This is a genomic window from Streptomyces sennicomposti (assembly GCF_019890635.1).
GTDB lineage: Bacteria > Actinomycetota > Actinomycetes > Streptomycetales > Streptomycetaceae > Streptomyces > Streptomyces sennicomposti.
Genome location: NZ_JAIOAB010000038.1, coordinates 1 through 21,595 on the forward strand (window position 1 = coordinate 1; position 21,595 = coordinate 21,595).

A 21,595-nucleotide genomic window follows, 5' to 3' on the forward strand; every position below is an offset into this window, starting at 1 on the left:
GAACTGCACCGCATGTGCCTGGCCGCGGCCGACCACATCGTCACCGCCGGCCGCTTCGCCGACCTCGGCATCACCGACCCGCACGTCGCCGGGGCGGTCGCCGAGGCCTGGCACCGCCGCGCCGAACTCCCCTCCGTCTACGGCAGGTTCGACCTGCGCTACGACGGCACGGGGCCGGCGAAGATGCTGGAGTACAACGCCGACACCCCCACCTCGCTGGTGGAGGCGGCCTCGCCGCAGTGGTTCTGGATGGAGGACCGCTTCCCCGGCGCCGACCAGTGGAACTCCCTGCACGAACGCCTCGTCGCCGCCTGGCGCAAGCAGGCCCCTCTCCTCCCGCCGGGCAGTCCGCTGCACTTCGCGCACTCCGCCGACGACGAACTCGGCGAGGATCTGATGACGGTCGCCTACCTCAAGGAGACCGCCGAGCAGGCCGGACTGGCCACCGACTGGATCTCCATGGAGGAGATCGGCTGGGACCCGCTGTCCGGCCGGTTCGTCGACAACGGCCTGCGGTTCATCCGGGCGATCTTCAAGCTCTACCCCTGGGAGTGGCTGACCACCGACCGCTTCGCCGACCACGTCCTGGACACCCTCGACAACGGCGGCGGCACCGGCTCCACCCTGTGGATCGAGCCCGCCTGGAAGATGCTGCTCAGCAACAAGGCGCTGCTGGCGATCCTGTGGGAGCTGTACCCGGGCCACCCCAACCTGCTCCCCGCCTATCTGGACGGCCCGCGCGAACTGGCGGCCGGCCCCGGCTACGTCGCCAAGCCGCTGCTCGGCCGGGAGGGCGCGGGAGTGACCGTGCACGAGCCGGGCGCCGGCCCGGCCGTGCGCGACGAGCCCTGCTGCTACCAGGCCCTCGCCCCGCTGCCCGCCTTCGACGGCAACCACGTCGTCCTCGGCGCCTGGGTCGTCGGGGACGAGTCCGCCGGGCTCGGCATCCGCGAGTCGTCCGGCCTGATCACCGACGAGTACGCGCGCTTCCTCCCGCACGTCATCCTCTGAGCCGTCCGGCCCTGCGCTCCCGCGAGGGGCGGTCTCCCACCGGGAGACCGCCCCTCGCCGCGCTTTGAGACTTCCGGGAGCCACTACGCGCCCACACCGGCCAAAGAACGACACAAAGTCTCAAAGGGCAGCTCAATGAAACAATGGAAACCCAGGCCGATGGAGGTCACAGCCTCCGCGACCCTGCCCGCCCGATGAGGCCTGATGAAGCCCGATGAGGCCTGATGGGGCTGATGGGGCCTGATGGGAGACGACGGACGTGAAGTTCCTGCTGGAGATCACCGTGGACGACGCGCGGCCCGCCGAGGAGAAGGCGGCCGAGCTGGGCCGGATCCTGCGCTACTGGGGCGGCAACCTGCACCACTACGCCCTGCGGCCCGGCGACGGCTCGGCGGTGTACGACTCCGCCTACCGGGAGGTCGGCCGGTGGCGTCTGACCGGGGACGACGGCGCCTGAGCAGGTGCTCGTATGGTGGACGGCCGCACCGGGCGGCGCGCGGCGCCCGGTAGGCTGGCGGCGGGCCGTGACTGGCGCGCTGGACCCCGACCAGGGGGTCCGAGGATGGGACGGACCATCGGGGAGCGGCCCGGCGAATGAACTGTGCCGTGCGCCTGGGCCGTACCGTGAACGCCGAACGCCACGTCCGGAGGTCCTAGAGATGTCTGCGCCCCTCTCCACCGAGTCCACCGCCTTCCGCGCCGCACTCGACGTGATCCGCGCCGTCGAGCCGCGCGTCGCCGACGCCATCGGCCAGGAGGTCGCCGACCAGCGCGAGATGCTCAAGCTGATCGCCTCGGAGAACTACGCCTCCCCGGCCACCCTCCTCGCGATGGGCAACTGGTTCAGCGACAAGTACGCCGAGGGCACCGTCGGCCGCCGCTTCTACGCCGGCTGCCGCAACGTGGACACCGTCGAGTCGCTGGCCGCCGAGCACGCCAAGGAGCTGTTCGGCGCCCGCCACGCCTACGTCCAGCCGCACTCGGGCATCGACGCCAACCTCGTCGCCTTCTGGGCCGTCCTCGCCGACCGCGTCGAGGCGCCCTTCCTGCGGAAGACCGGCGTCCGCCAGATCAACGACCTCTCCGAGGCCGACTGGGCCGAGCTGCGCCAGGCGTTCGGCAACCAGCGCATGCTGGGCATGTCCCTGGACGCCGGCGGCCACCTCACCCACGGCTTCCGCCCGAACATCTCCGGCAAGATGTTCGACCAGCGCTCCTACGGCACCGACCCGGCCACCGGCCTGATCGACTACGACGCGCTGCGCGCCCAGGCCCGCGAGTTCAAGCCGCTGATCCTCGTGGCGGGCTACTCGGCCTACCCCCGGCTGGTGAACTTCCGGATCATGCGCGAGATCGCCGACGAGGTCGGCGCCACGCTGATGGTGGACATGGCGCACTTCGCGGGCCTGGTCGCCGGCAAGGTCCTCACCGGCGACTTCGACCCGGTGCCGCACGCGCAGATCGTCACCACCACCACCCACAAGTCGCTGCGCGGCCCGCGCGGCGGCATGGTGCTGTGCGACGACTCGCTCAAGGACCAGGTGGACCGCGGCTGCCCGATGGTGCTCGGCGGTCCGCTGCCGCACGTCATGGCCGCCAAGGCCGTCGCCCTGGCCGAGGCCCGGCAGCCCGCCTTCCAGGACTACGCCCGGCGGATCGTGGACAACTCCCGCGCGCTCGCCGAGGGCCTGACGCGCCGTGGCGCCACTCTGGTCACCGGGGGCACGGACAACCACCTCAACCTGATCGACGTGGCCTCCTCCTACGGTCTCACCGGCCGCCAGGCCGAGGCCGCGCTGCTGGACTCCGGCATCGTCACCAACCGCAACGCCATCCCGGCCGACCCGAACGGCGCCTGGTACACCTCCGGCATCCGCGTCGGCACCCCGGCGCTGACCACCCGCGGCCTCGGCGCCGCCGAGATGGACGAGGTGGCCGGCCTGATCGACCGCGTCCTGACCACCACCGAGCCCGGCATCACCGGCAAGGGCGCGCCGTCCAAGGCGCAGCACGTCCTCGACCCGAAGATCGCGGACGAGATCTCCCAGCGGGCCACGGACCTGGTCGCCGCCTTCCCGCTCTACCCGGAGATCGACCTCGGCTGAGCCCCCGGCCCCGAACCCCCGGCCTCCGCGGCGACCGACCCGGGCCGAGTCCCCGCCCCCCGGAGACCGGCCCGGGGCCGACCCGCCCCGGCCTCCGCGCGCGGCGGTCCGCCACCCCGGCGGTCCGCCACCCCGGCGGACCGCCACCCCGGCGGTCAGCCGGGGCGCGCGGCGCGTCCGGCCGCGCGCCCCGGCTGCACGGTCCGGCCGCACCGGCCGCCCGGCCGCACCGGCCGCACCGGCCGCACCGGCCGCGCCGCCGCCCGGCGGCCTCGCTCGGCCGTACCGCCCGGCGGCACCACCCGGCGGCACCGCCTGGCCTCCCGCCCGGCGGCCGGCCCCGTCCCGTGCCCGTCCGCCTTCGCGGGCGGAAACCCGGCCCGGCGGGGGCGGCGGTCAATGAGAGAATGGTGAGCATGGCCACTGATCGACCTCGCGTGCTCTCCGGAATCCAGCCCACCGCAGGCTCGTTCCACCTCGGCAACTACCTCGGCGCCGTACGCCAGTGGGTGTCCCTGCAGGAGAGCCACGACGCGTTCTACATGCTCGCCGACCTGCACGCGATCACGGTCGCGCAGGACCCGGCCGAGCTGCGCGCCAACACCCGGGTGGCCGCCGCCCAGCTCTTGGCCGCCGGGCTGGACCCGGACCGCTGCACGCTGTTCGTCCAGAGCCATGTGCCCGAGCACGCCCAGCTCGCCTGGGTGATGAACTGCCTCACCGGCTTCGGCGAGGCCGGCCGGATGACCCAGTTCAAGGACAAGTCCGCCAAGCAGGGCGCCGACCGCACCTCCGTCGGCCTGTTCACGTACCCGATCCTGCAGGTCGCCGACATCCTGCTCTACCAGGCGCACGAGGTGCCGGTGGGCGAGGACCAGCGCCAGCACATCGAGCTGACCCGCGACCTGGCCGAGCGCTTCAACGGCCGCTACGGCGACACCTTCACCGTCCCCAAGGCGTACATCCTCAAGGAGACGGCGAAGATCTACGACCTCCAGGAGCCGACCGCCAAGATGAGCAAGTCGGCGTCCACGCCGAAGGGCCTCATCAACCTGCTGGACGACCCGAAGGCCACCGCGAAGAAGGTGAAGAGCGCGGTCACCGACACGGACACCGTGATCCGCTACGACCCGGAGACCAAGGCCGGCGTCAGCAACCTCCTCACGATCTACTCCACCCTCACGGGCACGGGTATCGGCGAACTGGAGGAGAAGTACGCCGGCAAGGGCTACGGTGCGCTCAAGACGGACCTTGCCGAGATCATGGTCGAGTTCGTGACGCCGTTCAGGGAGCAGACCCAGCAGTACCTGGACGACCCGGAGACGCTGGACTCGATCCTGGCCAAGGGCGCGGAGAAGGCGCGTACGGTCGCCGCGGAGACCCTCGCCCAGGCGTACGCGAAGGTGGGCTTCCTGCCCGCCAAGCACTGATCCGCCCGGGCGCACCACCGCTCGCCCGGCGGCCCGCGCAGAGCGCTGCACATCACTGCCGCCGCGCCTGCCGCCGGCGCGCCCGTGGCCGTACAGTCGGAAGCCGGACGGCCGGACGAAACGGCCGGGACCCGAACGGTCGGGGCGAAACGGCCGGGTGCGCGGCGGGAGACGGCGCCCGGTACGACGACAGACCATCGGTACGACGACAGGAGACGACGTGGGGACCGTAACGATCGGCGTGTCGATCGCGGTCCCGGAGCCTCACGGCAGCCTGCTCCAGGAGCGGCGCGCGGGCTTCGGTGACGCCGCGGCTCACAGCATCCCCACGCATGTCACGCTGCTGCCGCCGACCGAGGTGGAGGCCGCCGAGCTGCCCGCCGTCGAGGCCCATCTGACCGAGGTGGCCACCGCCGGACGGCCCTTCACGATGCGGCTGTCGGGCACGGACACCTTCCGGCCGCTGTCGCCGGTGGTGTACGTCCGGGTCGTCGCGGGCGCCGAGGAGTGCACCCGGCTCCAGCAGCGGGTCCGGGCCGCCTCCGGGCCGCTGGCGCGCGAACTCCAGTTCCCCTACCACCCGCACGTCACGGTGGCGCACGGCATCGACGAGGCGGCGATGGACCGCGCCCAGAAGGAGCTGGCCGGCTACCGGGCCGAGTGGCCCTGCACCGGCTTCGCCCTCCACCGGCAGGACGCGGCCGGGGTGTGGCACAAGCTGCGCGAGTTCGCCTTCGGCGGCCACGGCACGGTCCCGCCCCAGGCGGCCCCCGCCGACCACGGCACGCTCCCGGCCCGCTGAGCCCCCGCAGCCTCCCCGCCCGCCGAGGAACCCCCGCGCGGCAGGCGGCCCCCGGCCCGCACCCTCGCGACGGCAGCCCCGCCCCCACAGCGGCAGCCGCCTCCACAGTGGCTGTCGTCCTCACAGCGGCTGCCCCCTACAGCGGAAGCCGTCCCTGCAGCGGCAGCCGTCCCCACAGCGGCAGCCGCCTCCACAGCGGCTGTCGTCCTCGCAGCGGCTGCCGCCTCCACAGCGGCAGCCGTCCCTACAGCGGCAGCCGCCGGTACAGCGCCCGTGGCAGATGCCGCAGCGCCGCCGTCACCACGCGCAGCGCCCCCGGCACCCACACGCTCTCCGAGCGCCGCCGCAGCCCCAGCTCGACGGCCGTGGCGACCTCCTCCGGAGTGCAGGCGAGCAGCGGCGTCCGGCGGGCGGAGCCCGGGCGCACGATGTCGGGGCGGACGACCATGACGTGCACGCCCGTGCCGTACAGGGCGTCGCCGAGGCCCTGTGCGAACACGTCCAGGCCGGCCTTGCTGGAGCCGTAGAGGAAGTCGGAGCGGCGGGCCCGCTCGGCGGCGGCGGCCGACAGCACGACCAGCGAGCCGTAACCCTGCTGTTGCAGCAGCCGCCCCGCGATCAGCCCGGCGGAGACCGCCCCCGTGTAGTTGGTCTGCGCGAGGCGCACCGCGGCCGGCGGGTCGCGCTCGTCGTAGGCCTGGTCGCCGTGGATGCCGAAGGCCAGCAGGACCATGTCGATCCCGCCCTCGGCGAACACCTTGCCGAGCGCCCTCTCGTGGTCGCCGGTGTCCAGCGCGTCGAAGTCGACGGTGCGCACCTCGGCGCCGAGGGTGCGCAAGTGCGCGGCGGCCTCGGCCAGTTCGGGCGAGGCCCGGGCCGCCAGCCAGACCGTGCGGATGCGGCGCGCGATGAGCCGGCGGGCGGTGGCCAGCGCGATCTGGGACGTGCCGCCGAGGACGAGCAGGGACCGGGGGAGACGGGCGGGACCGGAGGCGTTCTTCACGGCAGCCGACTGTATCGTCCGGTTATGCGCGGTTTGTCGCAGAAACGCTGTGTTGACGCGTGCGTTGAGGGGGAACGGTCGGATCATGGACTGGCTGAAGAGGCTCCCGGTCGTCGGCCCCTGGCTGGCGCGGCTGATGCTCACGCACGCGTGGCGGTCGTACGAGCGCCTGGACCGGGTGAAGTGGACGCGGCTGGCCGCCGCCATGACGTTCGTCAGCTTCGTCGCGCTCTTCCCGCTGCTGACGGTGGCCGCCGCGGTCGGCGCCGCGACCCTCAGCGGGGCCCAGCAGCGCACCCTGGAGGGCAAGATCGCCCAGCAGTTCCCGGGGCTCGGCAACGAACTCGACATCGCCTCCCTGGCGCAGAACGCCGGCACGGTCGGGATCATCGCCGGCGCCGTGCTGCTGCTGACCGGCGTCAACTGGGTGGGCCAGGTGCGCGACTGCCTGCGCGCGGTGTGGGAGCTGGCCGACCCGGACGAGAACCCGATCCTGGCCCGGCTGAAGGACGCGGGCGTCCTCGTCGGCCTCGGCGGCGCGGTGCTGGTCACCTTCGCCGCCTCCGCCGTCGCCTCGGCCGCCGTGGGCTGGGTGTCGCGCCAGATCGGCCTGGACGAACACGGCTGGGGCAGCGTGGTGTTGCGCGTCGCCGCGTTCGTCGTCGCCGTCCTGGCGGACTTCCTGGTGCTTTTGTACGTCCTGACGCTGCTGCCCGGCGTCGAGCCGCCCCGCCGCCGGCTGCTGGTCGCCGCGCTGGTCGGCGCGGTCGGCTTCGAGCTGCTCAAGCTCCTGCTGAGCGGCTACATCCAGGGCGTGGCGGCGAAGAACATGTACGGCGCGTTCGGCGTCCCGGTCGCCCTGCTGCTGTGGATCAACTTCACCTGCAAGCTGGTGCTGTACTGCGCGGCCTGGACGGCGACCGGCAGCAAGGCGGACCCGGGCGGGGCGGGGGCGGTCAGGGACGGGGGCGGCGGCGCACCAGGTCCGGCAGTGGCCAGCGCCGGTTGACCAGGAAGGCGGCGGCCGCGAGCAGGACGACCGCACCGCCGGCGATGCCGAGGGCGGTGCCCATGCCGCGGGAGCCGCCGCCCGTCGTGGCGCTCGCCACCGGCCGGGCCGACGAACCGCCCTGGCCGCCGCCCGCCTGTCCGGCCGCGGCAGTCGCGCCCGGTGTGGCGCCGCCGGCCGGTCCGGCGCCCTTGGGCGGCACCAGTTCGCCGACCGGCCGCACCTTGCCGGCCGCCGTGAAGCCCCAGTCGAAGAGCTTGGCGGTCTCCCGGTAGACCTCGTTGTGGTCCTTCTTCTCCGGGTTCATCACGGTCACGAGCAGCACCCGGCCGCCGCGTTCGGCGACGCCCGTGAAGGTGGCGCCGGCGTTGGTGGTGTTGCCGTTCTTCACGCCCGCGATGCCCGGGTACACGGAGATGTCGTAGTCGCCGCTGAGCAGCCGGTCGGTGTTCTGGATCTCGAAGGACGTGCGGGTGCTCTTCCCCTTCTTGTCCTTCTTGGTCTCGCCGGGGAACTGGGCCCGCACGGTCGAGCAGTAGGTGCGGAAGTCCTTCTTCTGCAGCCCGGAGCGGGCGAACAGGGTGAGGTCGTAGGCGGAGGAGACCTGGTTCGGCGCGTCGTAGCCGTCGGGGCTGACCACCTGGGTGTCGAGCGCCTGGAGGTCCTGGGCGTGCGCGTTCATGTCCGCCACCGTCTGGGCGACGCCGCCGTTCATCGCGGACAGCACGTGCACGGCGTCGTTGCCCGAGCGCAGGAAGACGCCGAGCCACAGGTCGCGCACGGAGTAGCTCTCGTTCTCCTTTATGCCGACCATGCTGGAGTTCTCGCCGATCCCGGCCAGGTCGCTCGCCACCACCTTGTGCTGCTGGGTCGCCGGGAACTTCGGCAGGACGGTGTCGGCGAACAGCATCTTCAGGGTGCTGGCCGGGGGCAGCCGCCAGTGCGCGTTGTGCGCGGCGAGCACCTGCCCGGACTCGGCGTCGGCGACGATCCAGGAGCGCGCGGTGAGGTCCTTGGGCAGCACCGGCACTCCGGCCGCCAGGTTCACCTGGGTGCCGGCCTGGCCGAGGCGGGCGCCGCCCACGGTGGACATACGGGCCGGGGGAGCGGCCGGCTTGCTCGTCTTCGGGCTCGGCGCGGCGAGGGCGGCGGGCGCGGTCAGCGACACGGACAGCAGGGCGGCGGAGGCGACCAGCAGGGTGCGCCTGGCGGTCTTGTGGGGTGCGGGCACGCCCGGAAACGTACCTGCCGCGCCCGCCGGGGCCGCGCCCGAGTCCCCGGTTCCACCCCCGGCCCGGCCCCGGGCGCCCGGCAGCGATACTGAAGGCATGAAGCTCAGCCGCCCGGTCTCCTGGTTCCTGCTCGCCTTCGGGGTGTGGAGCTGGATCATCTGGATCACTTTCGTCAAGAATCTCGTCAAGGACGGCAGCGGGCTCGCGTTCGACGACGGGCACCCCACGGCGTACTTCTGGGTGCATCTCGCGCTGGCCGTCGTCTCCTTCGTATGGGGGACGGTCATCGGGGTCCTGGGGTTGCGCGGACTGCGCGCACTGCGCCGGACGTCATAGCCCGCAGGCCGTCAACTCCCCTCCGGGCGCGCGCAGGAGCGCACAGGACCGGGGACGAGAAGACTGACAAAAGCGATATTCCGCCCATTTCATCAAGTCCTCAGGGCTGCCTGGGGACTTCCTGTGAAACGAACTGGATACGCTTCTTCATAACGTCTTCTCATCCTCTCCAGAATCCTCTTCCCCCAGGCGAAACACGTGTGATTAGGTGGCCGCGCCACTCGCGTGTGTGGCATATGCACGGACGGCCCGGGGCGGGCCCGGGGAGGACATCACCGATGCGGTCGGTTCGCATACGGATTCTTTTGGCGCTGCTCGTACTGGCGATCGTGGGCGTGGGCGTCTGGCAACTGCTCCCCTCCGACGGCGACGACGACAAGGCGATCACCGTCGGCACCACGGACGCGGTCACCTCGCTCGACCCGGCCGGCGCCTACGACGCCGGTTCCTGGGCCCTGTACAGCAACGTCTTCCAGTCGCTGCTGACCTTCGAGTCCAGCGGCGCCACGCCCGTCCCGGACGCGGCCAAGAGCTGCGCCTTCACGGACACCGGACTGCGCACCTACCGCTGCCGGCTGCGCGAGGGCCTGAAGTTCCCGAGCGGGCAGACGATGACCGCCGAGGACGTGAAGTTCTCCTTCGACCGGGTCAAGAAGATCAACTCCGACGTCGGCCCGGCGTCCCTCTTCGAGACCCTCGGCTCGGTGGACGCGAGCGGCATGACCGTGACGTTCCACCTGACCACGCCGGACGCCACCTTCCCGTTCAAGGTGGCCACCGGCGCCGGCTCTATCGTCGACCACACCCGCTACCCCAAGGACGCGCTGCGCTCCGGCACCGACGTCGACGGCACCGGCCCCTACCGGCTCACCGGGTACACCAAGGGCAAGTCCGCCACGCTGGAGCCCAACGGCTCCTACGACGGGGCGGTCGGCGGCACCGGAAAGCCCGTCGAACTGCACTACTTCGACGACGGCACGGCGCTCGACGCGGCCTGGCAGAACAAGACCGTCGACGTCGCCACCCGCACCCTGACGCCCAAGGTCCTCGCCGGGCTCAACCCCAGCGACCCCGACCAGCGGGTCTCGGAGAGCGACAGCTCCGAGACCCGCAACCTCTACCTCAACACCCATGACTCCTCGCCGCTGCACGACGTGCGCGTCCGCCGCGCCATCGCCTGGCTGCTCAACCGCGAGGAACTGGCCTCCGACGTGTACGACGGGACCGTCGACCCGCTGTACTCGCTGATCCCGGCCGGACTCACCGGCCACACCACGTCGTTCTTCGACGCCTACCCCGCGCAGAACGCCAAGAAGGCCCGCGGCCTGCTCGAACAGGCCGGCGTCTCCCTCCCCGTGCACTTCACCTACGGCTACGGCGCCGGCCGCGGCGCGGGCGCCGAGGAAGCCGCGTTGATCAAGAAGCAGCTGGAGGCGAGCGGCCTGTTCAAGGTCGACGTCAAGGGCTACGAGTGGACCGACTTCCAGAAGCGGTACACGAGCGGCAAGCTGGACGCCTGGGCGGTCGGCTGGGTCGCCGACTACCCCGACCCGGACACCTTCGGCGCCCCGCTCGTCGGCACCGGCTCCAGCATGAACACCGGCTACAGCGACAAGGACGTCGACAGCCTCATCACCGACAGCCGCCGCTACGCCGACCGCAGCCGGGTCGCCGCCGACTTCCGCAGCCTCCAGGCGCACGTCGCCGACGACGTGCCGCTGATCCCGCTGTGGCAGCAGAAGGAGTACGTCGTCACCACCGAGGACGTCGGCGGCGGCCAGTACCTGTCGGACGGCACGGGCGTCTTCCGGCTGTGGAAGCTCACCTGGATCTGACCGGCGTCCCGCCCGGCGGCCGCCCCTTGGCCGCCGGGTCCGGCAGCGCCTTCGTCATCCCCGGCAGGAAGTCCGTGAACAGCTCGTGGACCTCCAGGACGAGCGGCCTGAGCACCCGGAAGCGGGCCAGCGAGACGCCCCGCGCGGTGAGGCGGGCGCCCCGCTCGGCCAGCCGGTAGCTGCGCTCACGGCCCTCGGTGCGGTCGAACACCCAGTACAGGACGAGTCCCATCTGGGCCAGCCACATCAACTCCGGCAGCACTTCGCGCAGTTCCGGCGCCACCTTCGTCCGCGCCCCGTGCAGCACCTCCCGGTGGACGCTGATCGCCTCCTCGCGGGCGTGCTCGGACTCCGGGGAGAACGGGCTGAGCGGGCTGTCGGGGTCGGCCGCGTTCTTGAAGAACTGCACCGCGAACTCGTGGTACGGCGTGGCGATGTCCAGCCAGGTCTTCAGCACCCCGGCCAGCCGCGCCTCCAGATCGGTCTCCCGGTCCAGGACCTCGCGCACCGCCGCCTGGTGCTCGGCGGCGATCCGGTCGTAGAACCCCTGGATCAGGTGTTCCTTGCCCTCGAAGTAGTAGTACGCGTTGCCGACCGAGACCCCGGCCTCCTTGGCGATGGCCCGCATGGTCGTCTTGTCGTAGCCGCGCTCCTGGAACAGCCGCATGGCCGTCTCCAGGATCAGGGCACGCGTCTGCTCGGACTTGCTGATGTTCTTCTCGGGCACGGGGAGAGCCTAGTCACTGGCCCTTCGGGCTCACGGCCGGCGGCCCAGCTCCGGGCGCTTGGTGTAGTCGGTGAAGCCGAGGACGTTGCCCCACGGGTCGGCGATCTCCACCGTCCAGCCGGTGGCCACCGCCGACGGCTCGTCCAGCAGCGCGATGCCGGCCCGGGTCAGCTCCCGCGCCGCCGCCCGCGCGTCCGGCACCTCCAGCCAGATCCGCGGCGAGGGCCACGGCGGCGTGCGGTGGCCGAGCGCCTCCTCCGTCCGCAGCAGGATGCCCGGCGTCTCGCCGCCGACCTTCAGCAGCGCGATCCGGGCCTCGTCCAGCCGGAACGCCACCTCGAACCCGGCCCGCCCGTAGAAGCGGACGGCCTCGTCGAGATCCCCGACGGGCAGCAGCACGTTGTCGAACCCGAGCAGCTCGTACGACTCGTCATCTGACATGCGATCAGATTAGGTACGGCCCGGGCCCCCGCCCCGGCGCACACCCCGCACGACCGCCCCCGGCGTCACCCGCCCGGCGCACCCGCCCCGCGCCCCCTTGGGGTGAGCCGCGCGCGCCGGAGCACGCTGGCGGAAGCCGGCCATGCCGACCCCCGGCAGCCGACCCGGTTGCCGGGGCACGACGACCTCCACCGACGCCCAGTCAGGCGGTGATTCGGTGGACTTCACAGCACCAGGCCGGGCGATGGGTGTCAACGGCCCGTCGCTGCGAAGCGCAGCAGCAGCTCGCTGGTCGCCTCCGGCGCTTCGAGCATGGGGAAGTGCCCGACATCGGGCAGCTGCTCGACTCGCGCGTTCGGCACCGTGTCGTAGTGGTGCGCCGAAGACGGATCCCAGCGGGGGTCGGCAGCGCCGAAGATCACCAGAACCGGGACGTCGAGTGCGGTCAGGCGCGCGGGTACGCTCCGCTCGGCGATGTACGCGCCGTTGTGGCGCAGCACCGTCCTGAACGTGCGGTAACCGATGCCCCGTACGTCGGCGACCAGGTCGTCCGGGACGTCCACCGGGCGGTTGCACACGGCGGTCACCCCCCGGCGGAGCATCGCGTCGGAACGGACTCGCCACAGAAGCGGGCCGATCGGCGGGTCGATCAGGACCCGAAGGAGGACGGGCTGCGGAAGGAGCGCGTCGGGACTCGGACCACTGCTGATCAGCGCGAGCGAACCCACCAGGTCCGGGCGCTGTTCGGCGAGGGCGGTGGCGATGTACCCGCCGCTGGAGTGCCCGGCCACGGTGACCGGACGAAGGCCGAGCTCATCGAGCGCCTCGGCCAGCCTGGCCGCCTGCTCAGGCACGTCGTACGACGGCGCGGGCGGGGACTGACCGTGGCCCGGGAGGTCGATCCGGACGACGTGATACCGGCTGGCCAGTGCCGGCGTCATCGGGCCCCAGGAGCTGCCCGAGGACCCCGATCCGTGGATGAGCACCAGCGGCGGCGCCTGACGCGGGCCGTCGTGGGCCACGTGCATCCCGTGCACATGCGTACCGTCGTAGAGAGCCATACTCGGGAGGATGCCGGGGCTGCCGGCCCTCGGTCTTGTACGAATGTCGTCCACGGGGCCGAGCATCGCCAGGCTTCCGTCTCCACGGCGAGCGGGACTCGGCGGCCCGCCAGTAACCCGACCACCCCAGTCGCACCGCTCGTTTGACAGACCCCCTCGACGCCCACCTCACCGGCACACCACGAGCCCGCACCCGCACCAGTCCCTTCGCAGCACTTCGCCCCGCCGACCAGACGATCGACGGGGCGAAGCAGCAAGGAGTCGGATCAACCGACAGCATCCACCAGGAGCGGGGCCCTTCGAGGACGTACCGGAGGCGGGACCGGGGTCAGAAGCGGCGCGTGATCAGCGCCCGCTTCACCTCCGCGATCGCCTTCGTCACCTCGATGCCGCGCGGGCAGGCGTCGGTGCAGTTGAAGGTGGTGCGGCAGCGCCAGACGCCGTCCTTGTCGTTCAGGATCTCCAGCCGCTGCTCACCGGCCTCGTCACGGCTGTCGAAGATGAAGCGGTGGGCGTTGACGATGGCGGCCGGACCGAAGTACTGGCCGTCGTTCCAGAACACCGGGCAGGACGAGGTGCAGGCCGCGCACAGGATGCACTTCGTCGTGTCGTCGAAGCGCGCCCGGTCCTCGGCCGACTGCAGCCGCTCCCGGGTGGGCTCGTTGGTGTCCTTCGTGATCAGGAAGGGCATCACGTCCCGGTACGCCTGGAAGAACGGCTCCATGTCGACGACCAGGTCCTTCAGGACCGTCAGGCCCTTGATGGGCTCGACCGTGATCGGCTTCTCGGGGTTGATGTCCTTGATCAGCGTCTTGCAGGCGAGGCGGTTCTTGCCGTTGATCCGCATGGCGTCCGAGCCGCAGATGCCGTGCGCGCAGGAGCGGCGGAACGTCAGCGTGCCGTCCAGGTCCCACTTGATCTTGTGCAGACCGTCGAGGACGCGCTCCTTGGGGTCGATCTCCAGCTGGAAGTCTTCCCAGACCGCGTCCGCCGAGACCTCCGGGTTGAACCGGCGGATGCGGAAGGTGACGGTGATGTAGGGGGAGTCGGCGAATCCCGGCTCGGGCTGCCCGGCCGCGTCCGCCTTGTCCAGAACAGGGGTTGCCATCAGTACTTACGCTCCATCGGCTGGTAGCGGGTCTGGACGACCGGCTTGTAGTCGAGACGGATGGATTCGGACCCGTCGGCGCCGACCTCGCGGTACGCCATGGTGTGGCGCATGAAGTTGACGTCGTCGCGGTTCGGGTAGTCCTCGCGGTAGTGACCGCCGCGGGACTCCTTGCGGGCCAGGGCGGAGACCGCCATGACCTCGGCCAGGTCCAGCAGGTTGCCCAGCTCGATGGCTTCCAGGAGGTCGGTGTTGAACCGCTTGCCCTTGTCCTGGATCGCCACGTTCTTGTAGCGCTCGCGCAGCTCGGCGATCTTCTCGACCGCCGTCTTGATCGTCTGCTCGGTGCGGAACACCATGACGTTGGCGTCCATGGTCTCCTGCAGCTCGCGGCGCAGCTCCGCCACCCGCTCGGTGCCCGTGGAGGACCGCAGCCGCTCGATCTGCTCGACGACCAGGGAGGCCGGGTCCTCGGGCAGCTCGACGAAGTCGGCGCGCTGCGCGTACTCGGCGGCGGCGATGCCGGCCCGCTTGCCGAAGACGTTGATGTCCAGCAGCGAGTTGGTGCCCAGGCGGTTGGCGCCGTGCACCGACACGCAGGCCACCTCGCCGGCCGCGTACAGACCCGGGACGACGGTGGTGTTGTCCGCCAGGACCTCGCCCTCGACGTTGGTCGGGATGCCGCCCATGGCGTAGTGCGCGGTGGGCTGGATCGGGATCGGGTCCGTGTAGGGCTCGATGCCGAGGTAGGTCCGCGCGAACTCGGTGATGTCGGGCAGCTTGGCGTCCAGCTGCTCCGGCGGCAGGTGCGTCAGGTCGAGGTACACGTGGTCGCCCTCGGGACCGCAGCCGCGGCCCTCGCGGATCTCCGTGTAGATCGAGCGGGACACGACGTCACGGGACGCCAGGTCCTTCATGACGGGAGCGTACTTCTCCATGAAGCGCTCGCCGTCCTTGTTGCGCAGGATGCCGCCCTCGCCGCGGGCGCCCTCGGTGAGCAGGATGCCCATGCGCCAGATGCCGGTCGGGTGGAACTGGAAGAACTCCATGTCCTCCAGCGGCAGCCCGCGCCGGTACACGGCGGCCTGGCCGTCGCCGGTCAGGGTGTGCGCGTTGGAGGTCACCTTGAAGAACTTGCCGCAGCCGCCGGAGGCGTAGATCACGGACTTCGCCTGGAAGACGTGGATCTCGCCGGTCGCCAGCTCGTAGGCCACCACGCCGGCGGACTTCTTGACGCCGTCGGTCTCGGTGATCAGCTGGTCCAGGACGTAGAACTCGTTGAAGAACTCCACGCCCTCCTTGACGCAGTTCTGGTACAGCGTCTGGAGGATCATGTGGCCGGTGCGGTCGGCCGCGTAGCAGGAGCGGCGGACCGGGGCCTCGCCGTGGTTGCGCGAGTGACCGCCGAAGCGGCGCTGGTCGATGGTGCCGTTCGGGGTGCGGTTGAACGGCAGGCCCATCTTCTCCAGGTCGAGGACGGAGTCGATGGCCTCCTTCGCCAGGATCTCGGCGGCGTCCTGGTCGACCAGGTAGTCACCGCCCTTGACCGTGTCGAAGGTGTGCCACTCCCAGTTGTCCTCCTCCACGTTGGCCAGCGCGGCGGCCATGCCGCCCTGCGCGGCGCCCGTGTGGGAGCGGGTGGGGTACAGCTTGGTCAGCACGGCGGTGCGGCTGCGCTTGGTCGACTCGATGGCGGCGCGCATACCGGCGCCGCCGGCGCCGACGATGACGGTGTCGTACTTGTGGATCTTCATCAGTGGATGCCTCAGCCCCGTGCCTATCGGATGTTCGGGTCGAAGGTGAAGATCACCAGCGTGCCCAGCAGGATGGTCCACACCGTGGCGGTGTAGAGCAGGCCCTTCAGCCACAGCCGCGTGTTGGCGCGTTCCGCGTAGTCGTTGATGACGGTACGCAGGCCGTTGCAGCCGTGCAGCATGGCCAGCCACAGCATCAGCAGGTCCCAGACCTGCCACCAGGGGGAGGCCCAGCGGCCGGCGACGAAGGCGAAGCCGACCTTGGAGACACCGCCGTCCAGCACGAGCTGGATCAGCAGGTGGCCGATGACGAGGACGACCAGTACGACGCCGGACAGCCGCATGAACAGCCAGCCGTACATCTCGAAGTTGCCCCGGGTCGACTTCGGGGTCTTCTTGGTGCGCTTGCGGGGGGCCTCGATGAACGGCGCCGGGTTGTCCACGGTGTAGACGGAGGCGCCCTCGACCGGGCCGATGCCGGAAGCGGGGGATTCAGTGGTGGACATGCGCGTCAGCTCCCGAAGACGACTCGAGCGGCGTGGCCGAGGACGGGGTAGATCGCCCCGATCATGAGCACGACCCAGACGCCTACGACGGTCCAGAGCATCTGCTTCTGGTAGCGGGCGCCCTTGGCCCAGAAGTCGACGGCGATGACACGAAGGCCGTTGAGCGCGTGGAAGAGGATGGCGGCGACGAGGCCGTATTCCAGGCACGCGACGATCGGGGTCTTGTACGTGGACACGACCTTGTCGTAGTCCTCGGGAGACACGCGGACGAGTGCGGTGTCCAGCACGTGGACGAACAGGAAGAAGAAGATGAGGACGCCGGTGACTCGGTGAGCCACCCAGGACCACATTCCTTCCCGTCCGCGGTACAGCGTTCCAGCCGGCACGGTAGAACCCTCCGGGAGCGGGGACTAGGGCCGTGCCGCCACGCGTAAGCAAAAAGGATGCGCACTGTCGGTCGGGCCCGGCCGGGTACGGTCCACCGGCCCCCAGCATCGTAGCGAGGCGCCGCCGCGCTGCTTACAGGGGGCCTGCCTGTGTGATCAAACTGGCACTCAAAGGTGCACGGACGGGTGAGTGGGCGCGGCTGCGGGGAGGGCGGGCCCGGTGTTCTGCCGGGCGCCGGCGCGTTGTGGCCGGTCGCGTCCCGCGGCGGGGCCGCCGAGGGGCGCGGCCCCGTGCCCCGTGAGCAACCGGCCCAGCCGTTGCCTGGCGAGGCGGCGGAGTTCGTCCGCCGTCGCCACCCGCTCGTCCTCCGGATCGTTCGTCAATCGTGACCGGATCGCGGCCAGGACCCGGTCCAGGGTCTCGGCGGGGGCGACGCCGTCGAGGCAGATGACGAACGTGTGTCCGAATCTGGCCTCGTAGGCCGCCGCTGCCGCGCTCAGGGCCATGGAGGCGGCCGCGTAGGTCCGCGCGGGCAGAGCGGGCAGGTGCTCCGCCGCCAGCGCCTCCGTCAGATCCTCCGGGCCCAGGTCGTAGGCCGCCTCGTCCGCCGCCGCCAGGAGGGCGGGCAGATCCGGGTAGGGGCGGTGGGCGGTGAGGCGGTGGGCCCAGCGGGTGCTGTGCAGGCAGGTCAGGAGGGAGCGGCGGGCCTCGTCGGGCGGGGCGGTGTTGAAGTGCTCCAGGGTCTGCGCGGGCAGCGTGGGTCCTCGGCTGGGATGGGCGCGCCCGGGAAGGGCGTTCCGTGGGTGTCGGCGGGGGGTGCGGGGGAGAGCTGTGCGGTTACGTTATCGGGAATGATCATGACGTGTCCGCCGCATTCCCGGATTTCACCCGGACGGCCGAGTTTGGGAACGTCCAGTGGACGCCGCCCCTCCGCACAGGCCTTAGGTTGGCGGAGTGAGTCAGCACAGGCGGCGCCGGTCTCCGGCGCGAAAGCCGCGGCGCGGGCGCGTCCTGGCCGGGGCGTTAGTGGTCACGGCCGGGCTCGGCGCCGGCCTCGGGGTGTGGGCCTTCGGCGGCGACGGGTCCCCGGCGGGACCGGCGCGCAGCGCCCCCGAGGCCCCCTCGTCCCCGGCCTCGGCGAGTCCGACCCGTACCTACCCCCTCTCCCAGGCGCCGCGCACCGTCCCGGCCGTGCGCGCGCACACCGCCGCCCGCGGCCCCGGCTGGCGGCCGGCCCGCGGCGAGCGGGTCGTGGTGACCGACGCGTCCCTGGCCGACGAGGGCCGGCTGACGGCGGGCGAGCTGGGCCTGACGTACGCGGGCGAGCAGCAGGACACCCGCCCCGGCGACGTACGGCTGACCCTGGGCGGCGAGGGCGGCCCCGAGTCGTACACCCTGACCGTGCGCGGCGGCGGCGTCACGATCAGCGGCCCCACGGACGCGGGCGTCTTCTACGGCACCCGCACCCTCAAGCAGGAGGTGCACGGCGGCGGGACCGCGCCCGAGGGCGTGGTGGAGGACGCGCCGGCCAAACCGCGCCGCGGCTTCACGCTGGACATCGCCCGCAAGCCGTTCACGGCCGACTGGATCGAGGACCGAATACGGGAACTGGGCGACCTCAAGTACAACGAGCTGGGGCTGCACTTCTCCGACGACCAGTCCTTCCGCATCCAGTCCGACACCCACCCCGAGATCGTCTCCGCGAACCACCTCACCAAGGCGCAGGTCAAGCGCATCGTGGACCTCGCCGCCGGCCGGCACATCACCGTCGTGCCGGAGATCGACTCGCCCGGCCACCTGGGCGCGGTCATCGCCGCCCACCCCGACCTCCAGCTGCGCAACGCGCAGGGCGTGGCCACCAAGGGCGCCGTGGACATCTCCGAACCGGCGGCGGCCGGGATCGTGGACGACCTGCTGAACGAGTTCGCGGACGTCTTCCCCGGCGGCTACTGGAACCTCGGCGGCGACGAGTACCAGGCGCTGACCGTGCGCGACCCCGAGGCGTCCTACCCGCAGCTGGCCGCCGCCGCGCGCGAGGCCTACGGCTCCGGCGGCACCGTCGCCGACCTCACCACCGGCTGGCTGAACGACCGCGCCGCCACCGTCCGGAAGCACGAACGCGCCCCGCGCGCCTGGAACGACGGCTTCTTCCGGAACACCTCCGTCCAGCCGGGCCGGGACATCGAGGTCGCGTACTGGACGGGCAAGGAGATCGGCGCCCGGCAGCCGGACGCCTATCTGAGCGCGGGCCGCAAGGTGATCAACTACAACGACGAGTTCCTGTACTACGTCCTCGGCGAGCCGCAGACCTTCGTCTACCCGACCGGCCAGCGCATCTACGAGCAGTGGACCCCGCGGGTGCTGCGCGGCACGGAGGCGGTCCCCGCCCGCTACGACGCGCAGATCCTCGGCGGCTCCTTCGCGGTCTGGTGCGACCTGGCGAACGCGCAGACCCAGGACCAGGTGGCCGCGGGCATCCGGATGCCGCTGCGGGCGACGGCGCAGAAGCTGTGGGACTCCCGGAAACCGGCCCTGTCCTGGCCGGACTTCAAGGCCCTGGCAGGCCGCCTGGGCTGACCCGGGGCCGCGAGCGCGGCGACCGCTTCCCCGACGCGCGGGCCACCCGGCCCGCGCGTCGTCCTGTGCCCGGCCGTCGGCCGCCGCGCCGGTCCGGCGCGCGGTTGGCCGGAATCTTTCTCCCGCCGCACCCTCGACTGGGTGTGATCGGCGTGTGACACTACGGGGCGGCCGCGCGTGCGGCACTGGTGACCGCGGCCCTCGCAGCGGCCGGGGCCCTGGCGGGGAGGCGTGCATGAGCCTGGTGGAACTGATCGCGCGGGCCGACGAGCGGAGCCTGGCCGCGAGCGGACTGGCTTGTTTGGATCGGTGCGTTCCGCTGCTCGGCGGCGACGACGAGGTGCTGCGCCCGCTGTGGGGCGCCCTGGCGGGCGGGGCCCGCGACGGCGGGTCCCGCGACGGATCCGGCGACGGGTCCGGCGACGGCTGGGCCGGCCGTCTGGAGCGGGTGCGCGCCGTGCTCGCGGCGGCCGGGCCGGACGGGGCCGCCGAGGACGAGGCCGCGCTGCTGGCCCGCCGGATGCTCGGCTCGGCCCCGGCCGCCCCGTCCGCCGCCGGGGTGCGCGAGTGGGCCGACGTCTGCTCGGTCGCCTCCCTGCGCATCCACCGGCTCCTCGACCCGGCCGAGGACCCCGCCCCGGTCGACTCCCGGCGCGAGGGCCGCACGGACGGCATGTCCCCGCTGGTCGCGGCGGAGCTGCGCCGCCAGATCGCCGTCCTGGAACTCCTCGCCGCCCCCGGCCCCGCGGACGCCGGACTGAGCCGGGCCCTCGCCGTCTCCACCGAGGGCCGCCGCGTCCTGCGCGCGGTGGTCTCCCGCCGGGCACGCGGCCGGGTGTGAGGCGCGCCCCGCGCGGCGGGCGCGGACGGCGGCCGGCCGACGCGCGGCCGGTGTGACCGCGGCGTGCCCGCGCCCCCGTACCGCGACGATCCTGTGTGCGTCCTGCGGGCATGGTGGGCGGGTCCTGGGCGGGTCGCCGAAAGCGGCCGGAACCGTGTGACGCGACGGGCCCGTACAGCGCTCACCCCTATGTGACAGCGCAGCAAGTGACGAACCGGCAGCAGACCAGGCCGCACGCCGCCGCCCGCCCGGCGCGCTGGGCGGCGGACACCGTGGCGGCGATGCGCGAGGGCGCGCGGCTGCGCCTGGACTACTCGGCGCGCAGCCTGTGGCGGGTGGACCGGGTGATCGAGGAGATACGCCGCGAACGCACGCCGTACGCCGCCGTGGAGAGCGCTCTGCGCGGCTTCGGCGCGTACGCCGGCGAGGTGATCGTCCGCGAGGGCGGCGCCCAGTGGTGGGCGACCGGCGGCGAGCACTGGGTGCGCACCGCGGACGGACGGTTCTGGGACCCCATCGACGAGGCCCGGCGCTGCTTCGGCGGCCACGGATCGCTGCGGCTGCTGTGCCGGGAGGCGCTCGGCCCGGGCCGCGGCTGACCGGCCGGGGCGGCCCCGCGAACTGTGACACTTCCGCCGGCCGTGGCGCTGATCGCCTTGGGGGCGTGCGCACGCCGGGCACCCGGCCGCGCCCACGCGAGGACTCGCTACGGACGAGGACGGTTCTTGGGCCAGGGAGGGGACGCCCGCCGCGCGCAGGCGTACGACGCCGAACTCGGCGCGGCCGTCGCGCGGGCCAAGGACGGCGACGAGGCCGCCTTCGCGGTGGCCTACCGGCTCGTCCACCCCGGCCTGCTGGCCTATCTGCGCACCCTCGTCGGCGACGACGCCGAGGATGTGGCCGCCGACGCCTGGCTGGAGACGGCACGCGACCTGGGGCGCTTCCAGGGCGACGGGGCGGGCTTCCGCGGCTGGACGGCGACCATCGCGCGGCACCGGGCGCTGGACCATCTGCGCCGCCGGCGCTCCCGGCCGCGCGGCGCGGCGCTGGAACCGGAGGAACTGGAGCTGCCCGGCCCGGACAGCACCCACGACCAGGCCATGGAGGCCATCACCACCGAACGCGCCCTCGCCCTGGTCCGCCGGCTGCCCCGCGACCAGGCGGAGGCCGTGCTGCTGCGGGTCGTCGTGGGCCTGGACGGCCCGTCCGCGGCCCGCGTCCTCGGCAAACGGCCGGGCGCGGTCCGCACCGCCGCCCACCGGGGCCTCAGACGACTGGCCGAGCACCTCGCCGCCGACGCGGAGCGGGAGGAGCACGAGTAGCGATCAGGGCACCGAGTCGCCCGAACGGAACCGAACCTTTCAATCCTGCTAGGCCGTGTCGTCAAATTCCCGCCGTCCGCCCGGAGGGCGCGCTCTGCGGCGTCAGGT

The 21,595-nt window shown here is 72.3% G+C and carries 22 protein-coding genes and 1 riboswitch; of the genes, 12 read left to right on the forward strand and 10 right to left on the reverse strand.

All coding sequences use genetic code 11. The features are described 5' to 3' along the window. From K7787_RS20540 to K7787_RS20560, 5 genes are all read left to right on the forward strand, one after another. Positions 1 to 1,011: glutathionylspermidine synthase family protein (locus tag K7787_RS20540; protein WP_223002487.1), on the forward strand; the 1,011-nt coding region annotated here is incomplete at its 5' end. A 259-nt stretch (positions 1,012 to 1,270) separates the two neighbouring features. Further along, on the forward strand, positions 1,271 to 1,468 hold the full coding sequence (locus K7787_RS20545; protein ID WP_009190259.1) for a hypothetical protein: 198 nt from the start codon (positions 1,271 to 1,273) through the stop codon (positions 1,466 to 1,468). A 57-nt stretch (positions 1,469 to 1,525) separates the two neighbouring features. Further along, a riboswitch (ZMP/ZTP riboswitch) is annotated at positions 1,526 to 1,636 on the forward strand. A 34-nt stretch (positions 1,637 to 1,670) separates the two neighbouring features. Beyond that, a complete protein-coding gene (locus K7787_RS20550) occupies positions 1,671 to 3,116 on the forward strand; it encodes a glycine hydroxymethyltransferase (protein WP_223002488.1) in 1,446 nt (481 codons plus the stop codon). Between the two features lie 416 nt (positions 3,117 to 3,532). Further along, positions 3,533 to 4,546, forward strand: a complete 1,014-nt coding sequence (gene trpS / locus K7787_RS20555) for a tryptophan--tRNA ligase (RefSeq protein ID WP_223002489.1) — start codon at positions 3,533 to 3,535, stop codon at positions 4,544 to 4,546. A gap of 220 nt (positions 4,547 to 4,766) precedes the next feature. Next, a complete protein-coding gene (locus K7787_RS20560) occupies positions 4,767 to 5,348 on the forward strand; it encodes a 2'-5' RNA ligase family protein (protein ID WP_009190262.1) in 582 nt (193 codons plus the stop codon). Positions 5,349 to 5,592: 244 nt separating this feature from the next. On the opposite strand, the gene dprE2 is transcribed toward K7787_RS20560, so the two are convergent. Further along, positions 5,593 to 6,351 carry a decaprenylphospho-beta-D-erythro-pentofuranosid-2-ulose 2-reductase gene (dprE2, locus tag K7787_RS20565; RefSeq protein WP_223002490.1) on the reverse strand — a complete coding sequence of 253 codons (759 nt, stop codon included), beginning with the start codon at positions 6,349 to 6,351 and terminating at the stop codon, positions 5,593 to 5,595. A gap of 85 nt (positions 6,352 to 6,436) precedes the next feature. Here dprE2 and K7787_RS20570 point away from each other — a divergent pair, with 85 nt between their 5' ends. Beyond that, positions 6,437 to 7,360, forward strand: coding sequence for a YihY/virulence factor BrkB family protein (locus tag K7787_RS20570; RefSeq protein WP_223002491.1), 924 nt, complete (start codon positions 6,437 to 6,439; stop codon positions 7,358 to 7,360). Here K7787_RS20570 and K7787_RS20575 read toward each other — a convergent pair. Continuing rightward, a complete protein-coding gene (locus K7787_RS20575) occupies positions 7,308 to 8,591 on the reverse strand; it encodes a D-alanyl-D-alanine carboxypeptidase family protein (RefSeq protein WP_308036408.1) in 1,284 nt (427 codons plus the stop codon). The genes K7787_RS20570 and K7787_RS20575 overlap by 53 nt on opposite strands. A 97-nt stretch (positions 8,592 to 8,688) precedes the next feature. On the opposite strand from K7787_RS20575, the gene K7787_RS20580 reads away from it, so the two are divergent. Both K7787_RS20580 and K7787_RS20585 read left to right on the forward strand, forming a co-directional pair. After that, a complete protein-coding gene (locus K7787_RS20580; protein WP_019981627.1) occupies positions 8,689 to 8,928 on the forward strand; it encodes an SCO4848 family membrane protein in 240 nt (79 codons plus the stop codon). Positions 8,929 to 9,206: 278 nt separating this feature from the next. Continuing rightward, on the forward strand, positions 9,207 to 10,763 hold the full coding sequence (locus tag K7787_RS20585; protein ID WP_009190267.1) for an ABC transporter substrate-binding protein: 1,557 nt from the start codon (positions 9,207 to 9,209) through the stop codon (positions 10,761 to 10,763). On the opposite strand, the gene K7787_RS20590 is transcribed toward K7787_RS20585, so the two are convergent. The 8 genes from K7787_RS20590 to K7787_RS20625 form a co-directional block, all read right to left on the reverse strand. After that, the gene (locus K7787_RS20590; protein WP_009190268.1) at positions 10,750 to 11,490 is read right to left on the reverse strand and encodes a TetR family transcriptional regulator; all 741 of its coding nucleotides are present in this window, start codon (positions 11,488 to 11,490) and stop codon (positions 10,750 to 10,752) included. The genes K7787_RS20585 and K7787_RS20590 overlap by 14 nt on opposite strands. 30 nt (positions 11,491 to 11,520) lie before the next feature. After that, positions 11,521 to 11,931: a VOC family protein gene (locus K7787_RS20595; RefSeq protein ID WP_009190269.1), complete on the reverse strand. Its 411-nt coding sequence runs from the start codon at positions 11,929 to 11,931 to the stop codon at positions 11,521 to 11,523. Between the two features lie 251 nt (positions 11,932 to 12,182). Then, positions 12,183 to 12,992 carry an alpha/beta fold hydrolase gene (locus K7787_RS20600; RefSeq protein ID WP_043261202.1) on the reverse strand — a complete coding sequence of 270 codons (810 nt, stop codon included), beginning with the start codon at positions 12,990 to 12,992 and terminating at the stop codon, positions 12,183 to 12,185. A 328-nt stretch (positions 12,993 to 13,320) separates the two neighbouring features. Beyond that, positions 13,321 to 14,100 carry a succinate dehydrogenase iron-sulfur subunit gene (locus tag K7787_RS20605; protein WP_009190272.1) on the reverse strand — a complete coding sequence of 260 codons (780 nt, stop codon included), beginning with the start codon at positions 14,098 to 14,100 and terminating at the stop codon, positions 13,321 to 13,323. Continuing rightward, the gene (sdhA, locus tag K7787_RS20610) at positions 14,100 to 15,854 is read right to left on the reverse strand and encodes a succinate dehydrogenase flavoprotein subunit (protein ID WP_009190273.1); all 1,755 of its coding nucleotides are present in this window, start codon (positions 15,852 to 15,854) and stop codon (positions 14,100 to 14,102) included. The genes K7787_RS20605 and sdhA overlap by 1 nt, the downstream gene beginning before the upstream one ends. A gap of 23 nt (positions 15,855 to 15,877) precedes the next feature. Continuing rightward, entirely contained in the window at positions 15,878 to 16,360 is a 483-nt protein-coding gene (locus K7787_RS20615; protein ID WP_009190274.1) for a succinate dehydrogenase hydrophobic membrane anchor subunit, read from the reverse strand. A gap of 5 nt (positions 16,361 to 16,365) precedes the next feature. Beyond that, complete coding sequence (sdhC, locus tag K7787_RS20620; RefSeq protein WP_009190275.1) at positions 16,366 to 16,746, reverse strand: succinate dehydrogenase, cytochrome b556 subunit; 381 nt, start codon at positions 16,744 to 16,746, stop codon at positions 16,366 to 16,368. Positions 16,747 to 16,914: 168 nt separating this feature from the next. Continuing rightward, complete coding sequence (locus K7787_RS20625) at positions 16,915 to 17,502, reverse strand: 2-oxo-4-hydroxy-4-carboxy-5-ureidoimidazoline decarboxylase (protein WP_372456663.1); 588 nt, start codon at positions 17,500 to 17,502, stop codon at positions 16,915 to 16,917. A 199-nt stretch (positions 17,503 to 17,701) separates the two neighbouring features. Between K7787_RS20625 and K7787_RS20630 the strand changes: the two genes are divergently transcribed. The 4 genes from K7787_RS20630 (at position 17,702) to K7787_RS20645 (ending at position 21,487) form a co-directional block, all read left to right on the forward strand. Continuing rightward, positions 17,702 to 19,324, forward strand: coding sequence for a beta-N-acetylhexosaminidase (locus tag K7787_RS20630; RefSeq protein WP_308036409.1), 1,623 nt, complete (start codon positions 17,702 to 17,704; stop codon positions 19,322 to 19,324). Positions 19,325 to 19,559: 235 nt separating this feature from the next. Next, on the forward strand, positions 19,560 to 20,165 hold the full coding sequence (locus K7787_RS20635; protein ID WP_223002493.1) for a hypothetical protein: 606 nt from the start codon (positions 19,560 to 19,562) through the stop codon (positions 20,163 to 20,165). Between the two features lie 206 nt (positions 20,166 to 20,371). Beyond that, positions 20,372 to 20,764: a hypothetical protein gene (locus tag K7787_RS20640; RefSeq protein WP_009190278.1), complete on the forward strand. Its 393-nt coding sequence runs from the start codon at positions 20,372 to 20,374 to the stop codon at positions 20,762 to 20,764. A 126-nt stretch (positions 20,765 to 20,890) separates the two neighbouring features. Then, positions 20,891 to 21,487, forward strand: coding sequence for an RNA polymerase sigma factor (locus K7787_RS20645; protein WP_019981614.1), 597 nt, complete (start codon positions 20,891 to 20,893; stop codon positions 21,485 to 21,487). Positions 21,488 to 21,595 lie beyond the last annotated feature (108 nt).

What these genes read in the sequence shown, in the direction of transcription:
- K7787_RS20635 (WP_223002493.1), top strand. Translation starts at nt 19,560, where the DNA reads ATGAGCCTGGTGGAACTGATCGCGCGGGCCGACGAGCGGAGCCTGGCC.
- K7787_RS20615 (WP_009190274.1), bottom strand. Translation starts at nt 16,360, where the DNA reads ATGTCCACCACTGAATCCCCCGCTTCCGGCATCGGCCCGGTCGAGGGC.
- K7787_RS20605 (WP_009190272.1), bottom strand. Translation starts at nt 14,100, where the DNA reads ATGGCAACCCCTGTTCTGGACAAGGCGGACGCGGCCGGGCAGCCCGAG.
- K7787_RS20595 (WP_009190269.1), bottom strand. Translation starts at nt 11,931, where the DNA reads ATGTCAGATGACGAGTCGTACGAGCTGCTCGGGTTCGACAACGTGCTG.
- sdhA (WP_009190273.1), bottom strand. Translation starts at nt 15,854, where the DNA reads ATGAAGATCCACAAGTACGACACCGTCATCGTCGGCGCCGGCGGCGCC.
- trpS (WP_223002489.1), top strand. Translation starts at nt 3,533, where the DNA reads ATGGCCACTGATCGACCTCGCGTGCTCTCCGGAATCCAGCCCACCGCA.
- K7787_RS20585 (WP_009190267.1), top strand. Translation starts at nt 9,207, where the DNA reads ATGCGGTCGGTTCGCATACGGATTCTTTTGGCGCTGCTCGTACTGGCG.
- K7787_RS20550 (WP_223002488.1), top strand. Translation starts at nt 1,671, where the DNA reads ATGTCTGCGCCCCTCTCCACCGAGTCCACCGCCTTCCGCGCCGCACTC.
- K7787_RS20600 (WP_043261202.1), bottom strand. Translation starts at nt 12,992, where the DNA reads ATGGCTCTCTACGACGGTACGCATGTGCACGGGATGCACGTGGCCCAC.
- K7787_RS20570 (WP_223002491.1), top strand. Translation starts at nt 6,437, where the DNA reads ATGGACTGGCTGAAGAGGCTCCCGGTCGTCGGCCCCTGGCTGGCGCGG.
- K7787_RS20580 (WP_019981627.1), top strand. Translation starts at nt 8,689, where the DNA reads ATGAAGCTCAGCCGCCCGGTCTCCTGGTTCCTGCTCGCCTTCGGGGTG.